General features: G+C 40.9%; 14 protein-coding genes. 1 reads left to right on the forward strand and 13 read right to left on the reverse strand.

Annotated elements, in window-relative coordinates:
• Positions 1-53: 53 nt before the first annotated feature.
• From K0O23_RS11400 to K0O23_RS11445, 10 genes are all read right to left on the reverse strand, one after another.
• Positions 54-1,184 (reverse strand): glycosyltransferase, encoded by a 1,131-nt coding sequence (locus K0O23_RS11400; RefSeq protein ID WP_354353288.1) that lies wholly within the window; start codon positions 1,182-1,184, stop codon positions 54-56.
• 6 nt (positions 1,185-1,190) lie between these two features.
• Complete coding sequence (locus tag K0O23_RS11405; protein ID WP_219877553.1) at positions 1,191-2,651, reverse strand: lipopolysaccharide biosynthesis protein; 1,461 nt, start codon at positions 2,649-2,651, stop codon at positions 1,191-1,193.
• 114 nt (positions 2,652-2,765) lie between these two features.
• Positions 2,766-3,836, reverse strand: a complete 1,071-nt coding sequence (locus tag K0O23_RS11410) for a nucleotidyltransferase family protein (protein WP_219877554.1) — start codon at positions 3,834-3,836, stop codon at positions 2,766-2,768.
• Positions 3,837-3,921: 85 nt separating this feature from the next.
• Positions 3,922-4,545, reverse strand: a complete 624-nt coding sequence (locus tag K0O23_RS11415) for an acetyltransferase (RefSeq protein ID WP_219877555.1) — start codon at positions 4,543-4,545, stop codon at positions 3,922-3,924.
• Between the two features lie 2 nt (positions 4,546-4,547).
• Positions 4,548-5,705: a LegC family aminotransferase gene (locus tag K0O23_RS11420; RefSeq protein WP_219877556.1), complete on the reverse strand. Its 1,158-nt coding sequence runs from the start codon at positions 5,703-5,705 to the stop codon at positions 4,548-4,550.
• Between the two features lie 38 nt (positions 5,706-5,743).
• Positions 5,744-6,745 (reverse strand): NAD-dependent 4,6-dehydratase LegB, encoded by a 1,002-nt coding sequence (locus K0O23_RS11425; protein WP_219877557.1) that lies wholly within the window; start codon positions 6,743-6,745, stop codon positions 5,744-5,746.
• Positions 6,746-6,774: 29 nt separating this feature from the next.
• A complete protein-coding gene (locus K0O23_RS11430; protein ID WP_219877558.1) occupies positions 6,775-7,773 on the reverse strand; it encodes an SDR family oxidoreductase in 999 nt (332 codons plus the stop codon).
• A gap of 170 nt (positions 7,774-7,943) precedes the next feature.
• Positions 7,944-9,248 (reverse strand): nucleotide sugar dehydrogenase, encoded by a 1,305-nt coding sequence (locus tag K0O23_RS11435; RefSeq protein WP_219877559.1) that lies wholly within the window; start codon positions 9,246-9,248, stop codon positions 7,944-7,946.
• Positions 9,249-9,289: 41 nt separating this feature from the next.
• Complete coding sequence (locus K0O23_RS11440; RefSeq protein WP_219877560.1) at positions 9,290-11,626, reverse strand: GumC family protein; 2,337 nt, start codon at positions 11,624-11,626, stop codon at positions 9,290-9,292.
• Between the two features lie 18 nt (positions 11,627-11,644).
• Complete coding sequence (locus K0O23_RS11445; RefSeq protein ID WP_219877561.1) at positions 11,645-12,424, reverse strand: polysaccharide biosynthesis/export family protein; 780 nt, start codon at positions 12,422-12,424, stop codon at positions 11,645-11,647.
• A gap of 464 nt (positions 12,425-12,888) precedes the next feature.
• Between K0O23_RS11445 and K0O23_RS11450 the strand changes: the two genes are divergently transcribed.
• Entirely contained in the window at positions 12,889-13,788 is a 900-nt protein-coding gene (locus tag K0O23_RS11450) for a flavin reductase family protein (protein ID WP_219877645.1), read from the forward strand.
• 257 nt (positions 13,789-14,045) lie between these two features.
• Here K0O23_RS11450 and K0O23_RS11455 read toward each other — a convergent pair whose 3' ends face one another.
• The 3 genes from K0O23_RS11455 to porX are packed head-to-tail and all read right to left on the reverse strand — an operon-like array spanning position 14,046 to position 17,275.
• Entirely contained in the window at positions 14,046-15,272 is a 1,227-nt protein-coding gene (locus tag K0O23_RS11455; protein ID WP_219877562.1) for an alanine dehydrogenase, read from the reverse strand.
• Between the two features lies 1 nt (position 15,273).
• Positions 15,274-15,720: a tRNA (adenosine(37)-N6)-threonylcarbamoyltransferase complex ATPase subunit type 1 TsaE gene (tsaE, locus tag K0O23_RS11460; protein WP_246597055.1), complete on the reverse strand. Its 447-nt coding sequence runs from the start codon at positions 15,718-15,720 to the stop codon at positions 15,274-15,276.
• The gene (porX, locus tag K0O23_RS11465) at positions 15,713-17,275 is read right to left on the reverse strand and encodes a T9SS response regulator signal transducer PorX (protein ID WP_219877563.1); all 1,563 of its coding nucleotides are present in this window, start codon (positions 17,273-17,275) and stop codon (positions 15,713-15,715) included. Before porX ends, tsaE begins: the two co-directional genes overlap by 8 nt.
• Between the last annotated feature and the right edge of the window lie 177 nt (positions 17,276-17,452).

Consider the following 17,452-nt stretch of genomic DNA (forward strand, 5'->3'; position numbering starts at 1 on the left):
TTTGCTTAGCACTCAGTATGTTACTATATGACAATATGTAATTTGCGCTATTATTAGTTTAAATTTTCATAAACTTTAATCCATAGTTTCAGGGTAGAATCCCAAGTTAATCTTCCTAATACAAGCTGCTTATTTTTCTCACAAGTTTCTTCCAAGCCATTAATACACTCCAACACATTATTCAAATGAAGCGCAACAGAATCTTCATCAGTTCTGATTACCTTCACCCCCCACTGGTCATAAACATCGTAAGGTAACCAATCTCCTACAATAACTATATTTCCTGCAACCAGAGATTCTGAAAGGGCACCTGAGAATGCATCTGTTTTTTGAATATTGACAACTACATCTGATGCACAACGCATAGTTGCCAGTTCTATATCTGTTAGTCTGGTTTCAAAAAAAGTAACTGATAAACCCAACTCTTTGGCTAATGCCTTTACTTGCCCCTTGTATTCTAAGGTTCCTCCATAGGTTAGCGGCACAAACAGATGGGCTGCAGATTTATGTTCGTCCTTTAATGATTTGATAGCTTCTATTAACTTGTAATGCTGTTGTTCAGGAATTCCATTATATCCAATTGAAATAATAATCTTGTTAGAGGGTATCTGGTATTTTTGCTTAAACAGAGCTATATCCTCTTCTTTTACATTCTTTATTACATCCAGCAGTTTTAAGCCAAAATAAGTTGTCCTTATCTTATGTTTATATTCAGGATACTCTTCTTTAAAGATGCTTTGAACACCTTCAACCATCGTTATGAGATCACTGTACATTAAAAGGGGCTGATAAGCTATTTTCTGCTTGTCTGTTGCCCTAAAATAATCTGATCCCCAGAAAGTTGTTATCAATCTGCATCCCTGTTGCTTAATTTGTTCAGCATACAGCGAATACTCTTCATGTACATAATGCACACTCACAACATCACCAGGTTTGAATTCTTTGCTGATACACTTTCTGTTAATGATAGGGATAAATAACCTTCTTATATATTTTAACTTTAGAACCCAGGGTGCCCACCAGTAAGAGTTTAAATAAGATGTTGTTTCTGTAAGCGGATCATAGATTTTTGCACTAATAAAATCATAGACAAGTACGCTATGTCCCTCATTCTGTAAACGCTGTACCAACTCCAAAAACAAAGGGTTAGTAACGGCTAGATTAAATATAAATAATACTCTCAAATCAGATCACAACTTTATATTATTCGTGCTTTTCTTCTCTTTTTTTGGTTTTATCACCTTTATAAGATCATTCAATATGTTCTTGTCAAAAAAGAATATAATTGAAGCATACACTGGAATACTTAATATTATTTTAAATAACAGGCTTACTTCTAGAGTTAGATTAAAAGTATTTACTAAAAACCCTACAAGTATAATAAAAATACAACCTAAGAATATTGCGTACAGTTGCTTCCAAACATCTATTAACTTCAAATTAATAATCTTGATGGCTTCATGCAAAATTGGAATGGCGCCTATAGTACCAACCAATAAATAGGCCAATACTAATCCATCCAGTTCTCCTAAATATAGCCCTAATATCCACGAAGGAATTAGAACAACATTTAAGTATAGCGTAACTCTAAAAGCCTTACCCGCATTTCCAGTAGCATTATAAATTACTCCATTTAAAGAAAGTACTGATTGAGCGGCACCCAGAATACTAAGCATCTTAATAATGGGAATTGCTTCTATCCATTTAACTCCTAAAACCAGCAGCACAAACTCTTCTGCCACTGTAAATAAACCTACCATTAAAGGGAATGTAACTAAAGCAATGAACTTAATTACCTTTAGGTAGTGAAATGCGATCTTATCTTTATCATCCTGGATAATGGAGAATGCCGGAAACAGCACTTTACCAAAAACACTGGTAACATTTGAAATAGGCAACATCATCAGGCTATAGCTTCTGGTATAAATACCCAGGGAAGCATTCCCTATAAATTTACCTATTAATAAATTGTCTAAGTTTCGCGTTAAGTAACCTAGCATATTTGTTCCTACAATTCCGGAACCATAGCTAAACAATCCACTTATTTCGTTCCAGGAGAAGTAAAACATAGGTCTCCATTTCGCTATTTTCCATACAAACATTAAGTTAATAACAGAAAAGATAATTCCCTGAAATACCAAGCTCCACACTCCCCAATTATTATAGGCCATCCAGAAAGCAACTCCATAACTCAGGAAAGTAGCAACCCAGGCAACCACAATCTTGAGCTTAAAATCTATATTTTTACTTAAAAGCGTATTAGGGATTCCGGCAAGTGAATTGATTAATAAACTTAAGGTAACAACACGGGTTAAGTTTATTAATTTTGGCTCCTTATAAAATTCGGCGAGAAGTGGCGACAGAGAATAGAATATCAGGTAGATAAACAGACCAATAGCCAGGTTAAACCAGAAAACACTGGATGTTTTCTTATTGGTTAAGTTTTGATCATAAATAATAGCCGAGCCAAACCCAAAATCAACAAACAGGTTAGCAAATCCTGAGAAAACAGTTATCATACCTACCAGTCCGTACGCCTCCGGCCCAAGTAGCCTTGCCAGATAGATACCAAACCAAACAAAGATCAGTTGGGTGACTACCTGGTTAATTACATTCCATTTTAGACCGCTTTTAACCTTAGCTTGTAGCATATATAACTTAAAACAGGAAGCTACAATAGCAAAAGTAGAAGATCCTGCTTCTATGTTTGCTCATGCTAAACTGTACCTGTGCGCTTCTAAAAAGTATTTATTAAAATCTTAAGATTACTTGTCCATTAAACGTTTAACCGTTTTATCGTATTCCTGCCATTCCCCGGTATCCATCCAGGAGCCTTCGCTTACCGGATATACACCAATTTTACGATTTTCCTTTTTAAGATTACCGATCAGCTCAGTTATATGGAAAAACCCTTTCTCTGGAATCTCATTTATAAGGTTTGGCTCTAAAATATACATCCCGGTATTGATCCATACCGACTGATCAGGTTTTTCTTTTATTTCCAGAAGTTCTCCGTTATCTCCTGTTTCAAGCGTACCATAAGGGATCTGATAATGCTTAAGCGCTGCGATAATTGTTAATTCATTTTTATTATCTCTGTGGTACTTTAAAATATCCGAGTAATCCTGGTCTATAATAATGTCGCAGTTAGTAACAAAGAACGTATTATCTATCTTACCCTTTAGCAGGCTCAGACTACCGGCCGTGCCTCTCGGCTCTTCTTCTTTTACAAATTGAATGTTATAAGGAAGATCTAATTCATTCAGGTAAAACTTAATAAGGGAAGCTTTATAGTTTACTGATAAGAAAAAGTCGTTTACTCCATGGCCGTTAAACCTGGAGAAAATTTCTTCCAGCATAGTGCCCTCGCCGATTGGGATCAATGGTTTAGGAACTACGTTTGTTAATGGCTTTAACCTGGTTCCAAAACCACCAGCCATCACCACTACTGGTAAATCAAATTGAAAAACAGGCTTGGGTTTAGTATTTTTAAATATATCTTCCCAAAAATGAACATCCATTAAATCGTTATCGTCACTTACAACAGGGCAAAATTCCATTCTAAACGAAAGCATCAGTTTCTCGATAGCTTGCATTGTATCGTTTGGGGATGCTACCCGAATCTGCTCTCGCAGGATAGTTGATATCTGAGTATCAAGATCTACCTTTTTGATGATTGCCCTTTGTATATCGCCTGCACTTATAATGCTTACAAATTTTTCATTGCTTACAATCAGCAAAAGCTTCTTGTCCAGCACGTCCATTTGTTTCATTGCATCCAATATAGTTGCATTTGGCGAAATTATGCGATCTTCAATTCTTTTTGAATAAATCATTACCAGTTATAATCTTTACTGCAAAGCGATTTAATACCTTCTGTTTTATGCTACCAGACTAACCTTTATACTAATACTTGAGAAATTATCTGATTTGCTTCGCAGGATTTCCAACCCATATTTGGTTTGCTGCAACATCATTTATAACTACAGCTCCTGCACCTATAATAGCATTTTCCCCAACTTTTATTCCCTGCTTAACTACCGCATTCGCTCCAACAAAACATCCTTCTAGCACCTTTACATTACCGGTTAATACAGCTCCAGGGGCTATATGAGCATAATCTCCTATTTGACATTCATGTTCCACAACAGCTCCGGTATTGATAATAACTCCTTTACCAATACTAGCCAAAGGATTTACCATTGCACCTGCAGAAATAAAACAACCCTTTCCTATTGTAGCATAATCTGAAACTATAGCTGTGGGATGTATGATCAAAGCATTATGAAGCCCTCTCCCTATCAGGTGTTCTGTAATCCTTTTCCTGATATCATTGTCACCTACACCTACAATGCAACTTGCTCCAGAACTCTTTATTTCTGTTAAGGTATTCTCGTCCTTTTCATCCCCTAAATATTTCAAATTAAATGGGTTGAACTTAGCTTCTGCTCTATCACAATATCCTATCAGATCTCCTCCAACTCTCTTAATTGCATCTGCCACTACATATGCATGACCGGAATAACCTAGTAGTATAATTCTCATAGTTATAGCCTGACACTACTTGGTATATTAACAAGCCTTTCCTCTAACCATTTACTTACAGTTAGATCTTCGTGTACACAATCCTGAAACATGGGCAGCTTGTGCATTAAAGTCCATACAGGTCTTGTCATTACCCCACCCGAATTCAGCTCTGCTAAGAAGGAATCGCGTTCTTCTCTATCTCTTAATAAAACTGCATTAAGCCAGTAGTTCGCTTTTGCATCAGGTTCTTCAGCTACATATTCTACATCTTCTACTCCTGCAAAAAAGCTTTTATATGCTGCAGCCAGTTCTCGTTTGTTTTCAACAAATGCTGCTAACTGTTCCAACTGGGCGCAGGCTAAAGCTGCATTAAGGTTTGGCATGCGATAGTTATAGCCAATATGATCATGATTGAATTCCCAGGCATGATGCATTTTTGCCTGTGTGGTCAGGTGTTTGGCAAGTTTGGCTATAGCTTCATTATCGGTAACTATTGCACCACCACCACCAGATGTCACCGTCTTATTCCCGTTAAAGCTAAACGTGCCCAAGAGACCAAAGCTTCCTGTATGCTTTCCTTTATAATAACTACCTAATGACTCTGCTGCATCTTCTACTAGGGGAACATTCCACTCAGCGCAAATCTCAGCAATACGATCTATCTCACACGGAAACCCGAAGCAGTGCATTGGTACACAGGCCGCAATTCGGTTACCGGTTCTGGTATTAAAAGTCTGGCCATCAACTCTTTTTCCAAATTCTTGTAAAAATTGCTCCAGTTTGTCAGCAGATAAGCCCAGTGTTTTTCTATCAACATCTAAAAAAACAGGCTTGGCTCCGATATAACTGATAGCGTTGGCTGTGGCAATAAACGTTAAGTCCTGTGACAGTACTTCGTCCCCTTGCTTTACTCCAGCAACTATAAGTGCCATATGCAATGCTGAAGTACCATTTACAGTGGCTATTGCATATTTTGCCCCGGTTATGTCTTTCATCATTTCTTCAAAGCGGTTTACATAAGCGCCAACCGAAGAGACAAAAGTTGAGTCTATAGCATCTGCAACATACTTCTTTTCATTTCCCATGAACCTTGGTTCATGTAAAGGAATAAAATCCTGATCCGGGAAGAGCGATTTAATAAAGCTTGTGATGTAGCTGTACTTTGAAGTTTGCCCCATAATGAATTCTATAGATAAAAGTTGCCCTACTTAGTTTTCTAGATATTATATATATCACCTTTGTATTGTCTCAGGTTCTCTTTGTTACGGAACCATGCGATGGTTTCTGCTAACCCTTCTTCCAGGCTAGACTTCATCTCCCAGTTTGTAAGGTCTTTAATTTTGCTGTTAGCACCATACAGCCTGTACACTTCGCTCTTTTCGGGGCGCAAGCGAATATCATCCTGAATGATTCTTGCATCCGGATTTATTTGATCAATTAAGCTCTGGGCCAGGTCTCCAACGGTAATCTCAGATTCTGTAGCGATATTACAGTCCTCTCCTATCAGTTTATTTGACTTTGCAATTTCTATAAAGCCTTTAGCTGTGTCTTTTACAAAAAGCAAATCGCGTGTTGGTGTCAGATCGCCCAATTTGATTTCTGTTTTACCTTGCAGCAGCTGTGTTATAATGGTAGGAATTACAGCTCGGGCAGATTGCCGGGGTCCATATGTGTTAAAAGGACGAACAATGGTAAGCGGCAGATTAAAACTTCGGTAAAAGGATTCGGCAATACAGTCCGCGCCAATTTTTGATGCAGAGTAAGGCGACTGAGGTTGTCGTGGGTGCTTTTCATCTATTGGAATATACTGAGCAGTACCATACACTTCTGAAGTCGATGTTACGAGTACCCGCTCTATACCCAGATCTTTGGCAGCCTGTACCACATTCAAGGTTCCTTTTACATTTGTATCTATATAACTGTCAGGAGAATGGTAGCTGAAAGGAATGGCAATTAATGCAGCCAGGTGAAAGACAACATCTATATCTTTCATTGCCGTACGTACCCCATTAGGGTCTCTTATATCGCCCGCAAAAATCTCTATCTGAGAAAGCTTTTCTTTAGATAAGGAATCCAGCCATCCCCAACTGTTAAAAGAATTATAATAGACAAAGGCTTTTACTTTACAACCCTCTTCTAATAAACTCTCCACCAAATGGCTACCTATAAAACCATCAGCTCCTGTTACTAATACTCTTTTATTTTTTAGCTCAGCCATTTAAATTCACTGGTTTTGTTAACAGATTATTAAAAAGTAGATTCACTTGCTCTCTTTTTATACCATTCATAAGCGATTCCTAAGCCTTCCACTACAGAGTATTCCGGCTTATAATCAATTAAATCTGCAGCCTTACTAATATCTGCCAGGCTATGCCTTACATCTCCTTTTCGCTCTTCCCTATACTCCGGAGATAAACTGATACCAGCTATCTCTGTAATTCTATTCCACAATTGATTTAAAGTAGTTCGCTCACCAAAAGCTATATTCACTACTTCATGTTTATCTAAATCCTGCCTTAACATGGCTTTAATATTCGCCTGCACTGCATTCTCTACAAATGTAAAGTCCCGGCTGGTCTCCCCGTCTCCATTAATAACAGGGGCCTTTTGTGCAAGAACAGCTTCTATAAAAAGGGGAATAACGGCTGCATAGGGCCCATTCGGATTTTGCTTTGGCCCAAACACATTAAAGTATCGAAGTCCTACTGTATGGAAGTCATAGGTTTTAGAGAAAACAGTGGCATACAATTCGTTTACATACTTTGTGATAGCATAAGGCGAGAGCGGATTACCTATTTTAGCCTCTACCTTCGGTAGATCCGGGTGGTCACCGTAGGTGCTTGAGCTCGCAGCATAAACCATACGCCTGATGCCTGCATCACGGGCAGCAACCAATATATTCAGAAAGCCACTGATATTTACTTCATTACTGGTAATAGGGTCATTAATGGAACGTGGTACGGAGCCAAGTGCGGCCTGATGTGTTACATAATCAATTCCTTCTACAACTCTTCTGCATGTTTCAAGATCTCTTATATCTCCTTCAACCAGTTCAAACGCAGGGTTAGATGCAAAATTTTCCACATTAGCATAAGAACCCGTGGAGAAATTATCTAACACACGTACTTTTCCTGCGCCATACTTTAACAGGTACTCCACAATGTTAGAGCCTATAAAGCCTGCACCTCCGGTTATTAAAAAGCTGTGTTGTCTTAGATCTTCGGTATGGTAAAGTGTTTTGTACACTACTGAGGAGAATTATGAATGATGAATTAGGAATTAATCATGGAACGTGGGAATCAAACTAACCCTCCTTATCCCAAGAGGGAACTTTGTGCTATATCATGTCGAGAAGTATGAGAGTTTTCTAACATGCTATTCAGATTTCTCACTTTGTTCGAAATGACGGTTTGATGTTACAATCTCGCGTCTACAGATTCTTTTGGAAGAACGCCTTTTACATCATAGATCACGACATTCTCTTTGCAGAGTTTGCTTAAGTCTAATGACTTGAATTCTTCGTGAGAAACAGCAAGTATAATAGCATCGCAGTTGGTTGTGCCGTTTAGCTCTTTTACAGAATCCCAGCCGTATTCGTGCTTTACCTCAGCTGGTTCAGCCCATGGGTCGTAGATCGTGATGTTAGTATCGTAATCTTTCAGCGTATGCAAAATGTCTACTACTTTGGTGTTGCGTACATCCGGGCAGTTTTCTTTGAAGGTGATGCCCAATAACAAGATGTTAGCTCCTTTAACCGGGATGTCCTTTTTCACCATCAGCTTGATCACCTCATGCGCCACGTACTCGCCCATGCCATCATTTAACCTACGCCCAGCCAGGATGATCTCCGGGTGGTAACCTACTTCCTGTGCTTTCTGAGCCAAGTAGTAAGGGTCAACACCAATGCAATGGCCTCCAACCAAACCTGGTTTAAATTTCAGGAAGTTCCATTTGGTACCAGCTGCCTGTAATACTTCATCCGTATCAATATCTAGGCGGTTAAATATTTTGGCTAGCTCGTTAACGAAGGCGATATTTATATCGCGCTGTGCATTCTCGATTACCTTAGCAGCCTCTGCTACTTTAATAGAAGTAGCTTTATGCGTACCGGCAACGATTACTGCTTTGTACAACTGATCTACTTTCTCTGCAGCCTCTGGTGTAGAGCCCGAAGTGATCTTTAGGATCTTGGCAACGGTATGCTCCTTATCTCCCGGATTGATACGCTCTGGTGAGTAACCTGCAAAAAAGTCTATATTGAATTTCAGGCCAGATACACTTTCCAGCACAGGCACGCACTCATCTTCCGTAACACCTGGGTATACTGTAGACTCATATACTACAATATCGCCACGCTTCAGCACCTTGCCTACCGTTTCGCTTGCCTTGTATAAAGGCGTAAGCACAGGTCGGTTATATTTGTCTACTGGGGTAGGTACAGTAATAATATAGAAGTTGCAGCTCTCGATCTTCGATAGGTCATTTGTACAATATAAACCCTTAGCCGTAGAACAATCATCTGTTAATACTGCTTTCAGTTGTTCATCCTCCACTTCCAGCGTGTGATCATGACCGTTGCTTAGCTCCTTCACCCTGGCTTCGTTGATATCAAACCCAATTGTCTTAAACTGCTTTGCAAATTCTACTGCCAATGGCAGGCCAACATAGCCTAAGCCGATAACTGCTATTCGTGCGCCTTCTAACCTTGCGTTAAGAGCCATTTTTTATATTCTTATTTACTTTTAAGTTAATCGGTGTTATACTATACACCAAGCTTTAGTTTCTTCTTAGCCTTTTTACCCTTTGTCATATCTTCTCCGTAACCGTAACCATAGCCATAACCGTTTTCTTTTTTGGCATCATTTAGCACAATCATCGGATGTAACAGTTTGCGATTCTTATAAATGTCGTCGACTATGGAGATCTGGTTTTTGTGCGTGTAGTTATAACGCACCAGGTAAATACTGGAGTCGATGTATGGGGCTAATGCAAGGGCATCTGCAACCTGACCAACTGGTGATGTATCAATAATAATATAATCGTACAGCGCTTTTAGCTCTTCTATCAGCTTATCTACTTTGGGCAATAGCATCAGCTCAGTAGGGTTTGGTGGTATCGGGCCGGAACCGATAATATCCAGCCCATCCAGACCAGGTACAGGTTTAATGATGTCCTCAACCGGCAGGTAATCTGAGATCAGGTAATTAGACACACCGATATCGTTTACAATATCAAGACTTTGCGAAAGTCTTGGTCTGCGAAGGTCAAAGCCTATCACCACTACTTTTTTACCTGTCAGCACTAAGCTGGCGGCCAGGTTGATACTAAAGAAGGTTTTGCCTTCGCCGCTCATGCTGGAAGTTACCAGGATAACTTTATTTTCTTTACCGGCTGCGGCAAACTGCAGGTTAGCCCTGATCAGTCGGAATAATTCAGCTACCGGGCCACGGCTTTCATTCGTTACTACCATGGTTTCGCCGCTATAGTTGTGAGAGATCTCTCCTAATACAGGAGTAGCAGTAACACTTTCGATATCTCTGATTTCTTTTACCTTATCATCCAGCATTTCGCGCACATAAATAAAAGCAAAAGGAACGCCTAACCCCAAAAAGAAAGCCAGCAGGTATATTAATTGCTTTTTAGGTTTTACTGGCGCATCACCGGCCATGGCTGGATCTATAACTCTTGAATTAGATACTGTGGCTGCCAACGAAAGGGCAGATTCTTCACGTTTCTGAAGCAAGTATAAGTACAACTCTTCTTTAACTCCCTGCTGCCTGTTTATCTCCAGCAATTCGCGCTCAATGGCTGGCACTTTCTGTATTCTTGATTCGAATTGTGAAGAGTTAGCACGCAGGTTGTTACGTGTAATTGTGAGGCTGCTTTTTATATTTCCTAAGTTCTCTAAAATGTTAACTCTAAGATTCCCCAGTTGCTCATTAATGTTCATTACAATCGGGTTACCTGGTTGCATAATATGTAACTGGCGCTGGCGCTCTAGCTGTAGTTCATTAAACTTAGCAATCAGATTTAGTAAGGTAGCATCTTGTATATTTAGTGTACTTGGTACCAGTTCGTACTGATTTTGTTGTTCCTTTAGGTATGCTTCAATAGAATTCAGCACATCGATCTGTATCTCAAGTTCAGACAATTGCCTGTTGTACTCACTGGCTCGCTCTAGGTACATTTTAGCCTCTGAGCTTACGTCGGTAAGTTCATTCTTGCGTTTATAAGTCTCTACATCTTTCTCAACAGCAGTTAACTCCTCTGTCAGGTACTTCAACCTGTCGTCAATAAACTGTATGGTATTGGCAGCAATCTGATTCTTATCTTCTACAGCCTCCTTATCATAAACCTCAATTAGCTTGTTGATAATGGCTACACCTTTGTCTGGTACAGCATCTGTAAGACTAATGTTGAGCACACTTGCTTCTTTATTTACCGGGGCTACGGTTAAACGGCTGTTATAACTGTTTGCCAGTTTACGAATGTCATGGAATTTAACTGCCACCTGATCTCTACTTTTTCTCGATAATGCTGGAGCCACCAGTACTGTAAAGGTAGCGTAGTCTGTTTTAATCTGCTGGCCAAACTGGTGCGTAGTCTGTTTCTCCCCGTCCTCAATCTCGAAACTATTATTATCCTTTAAGTTAACAAAAATCGTTTTATTAAAGGCAGCAGAGTCCAATTCACTTACCACAATTTTAATCGGCTGAGAGCGCCCAAATACTTCTGTAGTCTTTAAACGTCCTTCAGTATAAAAACTTGTATACAACGACAGGTCTGTCAGCACACGCTGCATCAGGCTTTTCGATTTCAGAATCTGGATCTGATTGTCCAAACTTTTACTGGACTGAAAAATCTCCAGATCATTAAAAGCCACGTTACCAGACAGGTCAGCCCCTTTCTTATCGTCTTTAATCAGCAATGTACTGCTAATGCTATACTCTGGTGTGGTATAACGCAAATATAAAAGCGCCACTACCATGCTTATTATTACACCGATAGCAAACAGATACCAGTAACGCAGGTACCTTCCAACTATACTTTTAATATCAATCTGCTCCGACTCTAGCATAAAAACCTCTTTCTCTGACATGGAAATGCTTTGCTGAAATTACAAGAACCTTGAAAGTATTAAAGTTAAGACAGACATAGTGGCAACTATAATTGATATATTCCGACTACTATTGCTTGCCTGAACAGCTCTAGCCTTATCAGGTTCCACATAAACTATATCGTTTTGCTGGAGGTTGAAAAAAGGTGATTTAAGAACATCCTTATCATTGAGATTCAATCGTACCATACTTCTTTCGTCCTTTGTCTCACGTATCACCAGCACATTTTCTCTTTTACCAAAGGCAGTCATATCGCCTGCCATGCCAAGGGCTTCTAAAATATTCACATTGCCATCTGTTATCTGAAAAGTAGATGGTCTGGTTACCTCACCTATCACTGTTACTTTAAAATTTCTGAAGCGAACGTTTACAACCGGCTCCTTCAGGTAAGTTTGTAGGCTGGATGTTAACTGGTTTTCTGCTTCTTCTCTTGTCAGGTCTTCTACCTTTACCCTGCCAAGTATGGGCAATACCACTGAACCAGACTTATCTACCAGGTAGCCTTCTGTTTCCTGAACGTATGTTACACCGCTTACATTGGTATTGCTTGCGGTTGGTAAAGCACCCCTGTTAAACAACACATTTGATTCCGGGCTCAGGCTGGTCACATTTATACTTAGCAGGTCGCCGGGTTGGATTTTAGCCTCTGCCGCATTGGCTATTTTTTCGGTAACAACTGCCTCTTCTCTGAGGTTGTCGAAATAGGCAAGGTTTCTGGGAGAGCTGCACGAAGCAAAAAAGAGCAGGCTTAGGATAAATAAAAAGAATCTGTTGTTCATTTCCGGCACATCAAAATTAAGCCAACTTATTATACTAATTTATACTTAACAGTAAAAGCAGCTTCCAAAGTATAACGCATACTATGGATTTGCAAAATTATAAAAAAAGTGTGGTAATACGGTTCATACTTTTCATTTATATTCAGTGCAGAACTTCAATTTCAGCTAAATGATTCCTTTTAGCAGAGATTTTTAAAACGATATTATATAACTATTCCAATCATAGTTTCTATGTTTCCTCTAACAGGGTGGCATTTAACCAGACAATCTTTATTGCAGTGATTAAGTGGAGACGTTATTAACAGTGTGCGGTTTAGCGTTTAAACATTACTATCGTACATTGTTAAGTAAGGCAGACTGATAAATGGAAAAATGAAGCTTAAGTTGATTATCTAAGGGATAAAAAAGTAACTTGTCGCTTAAACCTAATTTTGCAAATCAAGAATACAAACGCAGCCATGCCAATTAAAACCATAGATCCTAAAGAGACGAAAACCGCAGAGGTACACGCACTGCTTTTAGGCGCCATAGCGCCTAGGCCCATTGCTTTTGCCAGCACCACCGACCTGGAAGGAAACTTTAACCTAAGCCCTTTCAGTTTTTTTAACGTGTTCAGTGCCAAGCCTCCAATTCTGGTCTTCTCCCCTGCCCGTCGCGTGCGCGACAACACCAGCAAGCATACTTTAGAGAATGTAGAGCTCACGAAAGAAGTGGTGATTAACATCACCAATTTTGATATTGTAGAGCAGATGTCGCTGGCCAGCACAGAGTATGATAAGGGTATAAATGAGTTTATAAAGGCCGGCTTAACTCCGGAAGCATCCGTTCTGGTCAAAGCTCCGCGTGTAAAAGAGGCGCCTGTTGCCTTTGAGTGTAAAGTAAACGACATTATCAGCCTTGGTCCTGAAGGCGGTGCAGGCAACCTGGTTATCTGTGAAGTGCTGTTGATGCACATAAATGAAAGTATATTGAACGAGGAAGGCAAGATAGACCCGTTTAAATTAGACGCTGTAGCCCGAATGGGAGGTGATTATTATTTGCGCGCCAACGGAGATTGCATTTTTGAGCTTCCAAAACCAATCCGTAACAAAGGTATCGGTATAGACCAACTGCCGGAGTTTATTCGCAACAGCGCCATACTTACCGGAAACAACTTAGCCAGACTCGGCAACTCCGAAACTATCCCAACTGATGAGGAAGTAGCTGAGTTTAAAGCTGACCCGCTGGTGGCTTATACTTTTAATAAGTTTGGAAATGACAAAGCCTCGCAAAAGAAAGAACTGGAATTGCTTGGTAAAAAGCTACTGGAGAACAACCAGGTACAGGAAGCCTGGAAAGTGCTGCTATTGAGTGGGAAAGTATAAACTGGCTCCAACCACCCCTGCCCCTCTCCCGAAGCAAGTCCGGGAGAGGGGCAGGGGTGGTTGGACAACATACTGCAGAACAATCCTGTCCATCCTATAATCCTGAAAATCCTGATTCAGACAAAAAAAGAAACGCAACATATTGCGTCTCTACATTCCTTTCAGCAAGTTTAGCAAAGTATAAATACTGCGGAGAAATCCTATTAATCAATCAAATCCCCATTAATCTGCGGTCAAAATCCCATTAATCACCGGTCCTAGTTACGTACTGCGATCATCAGCCCTAACTCTTTATAGCGCATACCAAATTTCTTAGCTATCTGGGAATTGGTTAAGCTGCCTTTGTAAATGTACACGCCGCTTCGGTAATGCTCGTTCATAAAAAGCACTTCGTTGATGCCGCCATACTTTGAGAATTCGTTGAAGATTGGTGTAAAGATATTGCTCAGCGCCTGTGTAGCGGTGCGGGGAACCCTGGAGGCAATATTGGGTACGCAATAATGGATGATATCATACTTCCGGAAAACAGGCCTGCTATGAGAAGTCATTTCGGAGGTTTCGAAACAACCACCCTGGTCAATACACACATCTATAATAATAGACCCCGGGTTCATGTGAGCCACAACACCCTCCTCTACCATGCATGGCATGTGGCCTTCATCGGCTACCAGTGCCCCTATTACCACGTCTGCCTGCCTGATCTCGTGATACAAAACGGCTTTATCTAAAGTAGAAGTAAACAGCGGAGCACCAATATTATGCTTCAGGCGACGCAGCTTGTAAATATGATTGTCGAAAACCTTTACCTCAGCCCCTAAACCCAGAGCAGCGCGTGCGGCGTATTCTGCTACAGTGCCAGCCCCCATTATAACTACTTTGCTTGGTGCCACTCCGGTTATGCCGCCAAGTATAACCCCTTTGCCTTCGTTACTGCTGCTCAGGTATTCTGCAGCAATAAGCATCACGGTGCTACCCGCGATCTCGCTCATAGCCCTTACCACCGGCTTCGACTCTGATTTATCACGGATTAGCTCAAACGAAATGGCATTTATCTTTTTACGCAACAGCGCATTCACAAAATCTGCTGTCAGGCTGCCAAACTGAAGGGCGGATATGAGTGTTTGTCCCGGTCTGAAGTATTCAACCTCCTCGTAGGTTGGCGGGGCTATCTTAAGTATAATATCTGCTTCGTATACTTCTTCGGTAGAGTAAACAATTTTGGCGCCTGCCTCTGAGTACTCGTTATCTGAGAATTTGGACGGTCCACCGGCTCCTGCTTCGATGCGGATGCGGTGCCCGTAGTCGGTAAGTTGCTTTACGGCATCAGGTGTCAGGCCAATTCTGTTTTCTTGGAAAGATGATTCCTTAGGTATACCGATAGAAAGGCTTCGGCGACGTTCCTCTACAGCCATCATCGACTCTTTGGGGTAAAGAGCCGGACTTGTGGCAAGTTTTCCCAGGTCTACGGCAAACTTTTGCGTCATGCTATACTTCGTTTATGGTCATGGTACGCACCTGGCCATCGGCATCAGGCTGCAACGTTACAAGCAGGTAGTGCTCCGGCAATAAACTCGGGATCATAGACGGCCACTCGATCAAACAGAGCCTGCCTGAGTCGAAATATTCCAACGCGCCTATGTCCAGTGCCTCACGCTCCTGATTTAACCTATAAAAATCAAAATGGTAAATTAGTTTCCCGTCAGTACCTGCGTATTCGTTCACAAGCGAAAAAGTAGGACTGCTTACATTGTCTTTTACACCTAGTTGGCGACATACTTCTTTTATCAGGGTTGTTTTGCCAGCGCCCATGGGCCCCTCAAAAAGTATGATCGGCTCGCTTTTAGCCTCCTCTATAAGCACAGAAGCCGCCGCTGGCAGATCAGCCAACGACGACATCGTGATAGTTTTTCTTTCTACTCCTGTATTATACATTTTTAGGTGTAAGCGTGATAAACGGAATGATCACCTCCTCCAACGACACACCTCCGTGCTGGAACGTGTCTTTGTAATAATTAACATAGTAATTATAGTTGTTGGGGTACGCAAAAAAGTAATCCTCTATTGCGAACACAAACGTAGTGGAAACGTTTGCTTTTGGCAAGAAAAATCTCTCCGGTTTGCGCACTGTAAACACATCTTTATCGGTGTAACCCAGGTTCTTACCGTGCTTGTACCTTAGGTTGGTATTGGTGTTGCGGTCTCCGATGATTTTAAAAGGCCTTTTTACACGAATAGTACCATGGTCTGTGGTGATTACTAGCTTGCCTTTTTTATCGGCTATCATCTTCAGGGTATCGTACAACGGCGAGTGAAGGAACCATGACCTTGTAATAGAACGGTAAGCCGACTCGTCAGGGGCCAGTTCGCGTACCATGTTACTGTCTGTGCGGGCATGCGAAAGCATATCCACGAAGTTGTAAACGATAACGTTAAGCTTGTTGCTATCCAGGTTACTAAACTTGTTCAGCAGGTCGCGGCCAGCCTGCACGTTGGTAATTTTATGGTAGCTGTGCTTGTCGGTAACCTTGTTCTGCTGAAACTGTATGTCCAGGAATTCGGATTCGTGCAGGTTTTTGCCTTCGTCCTCGTCGTCATATACCCACATATTCGGGTACTTCTTCGCAATCTCGGTTGGCATCATGCCAGAGAAAATAGCGTTACGGGCATAGGCTGTGGTAGTAGGAAGTATAGAGTAGAACATTTCCTCTGAGTCTACACTAAAGTATTCAGAGATCAGCGGTTCCAGAATCTTCCATTGGTCGTAGCGCAGGTTGTCGATCAACACAAAGTATACAGGCCGGTCCGTTTCTTTCATGATCGGAAAAACACGCTCTTTAAACAGCTGATGCGACATAAGCGGTACATCGTCGCTGTCGCCGTTTATCCAGTCTTCGTAGTTATCCATAATAAACTTAGCAAAGTTGGAGTTAGCCTCGTCTTTCTGCATGTTTATTACGTCTGCCATACTTTTATTCTCTGTCTCGTCTATCTCCAGCTCCCAGAAAACAAGTTTCTTGTAAATGTCGGCCCATTCTCCCGGACTAAGGCGTTCGCCAAAAGCCATGCCCAACTGCCTGAAATCGCGCTGATAGCTCATGTTCGTCTTTTCAGACACCAAGCGCTTGTTATCCAGCACTTTTTTAACTGAAAGCAGAATCTGGTTCGGATTGAGAGGCTTTATCAGGTAATCGGTTATCTTAGATCCGATGGCTTCCTCCATAATGTGCTCTTCCTCACTTTTGGTGATCATGATCACAGGCACTGCCGGACGGATGATTTTAAGCTCATTCAGGGTTTCCAGACCACTGATGCCTGGCATGTTTTCATCCAGAAAAACAATATCAAAATTCTTTTCCCGAAACTCCTCAATGGCATCTGCGCCACTGTTAACCGGGGTAATGTCATAGCCCTTATCCTCCAGAAAGAGAATATGTGGCTTAAGCAGGTCGATCTCATCATCGGCCCATAAAATGTTATATCTTTGCATAGTTTTATCTGAATAAATTGCTAAATGGCTTAACTGTTTAGTTTTTACTTAGTTATATTCTCATAAAGTACTGGGTTGGCGGATCTCTAAGAACTATACCTGTATACACGAATAGATTTACTTTAAAGTATAACTTAGGTTACTTTTAATACTAAACATGCTTTTTTATTCTTTCTA

Source organism: Pontibacter aydingkolensis (genome assembly GCF_019443125.1).
Taxonomy (GTDB): Bacteria; Bacteroidota; Bacteroidia; order Cytophagales; family Hymenobacteraceae; genus Pontibacter; species Pontibacter aydingkolensis.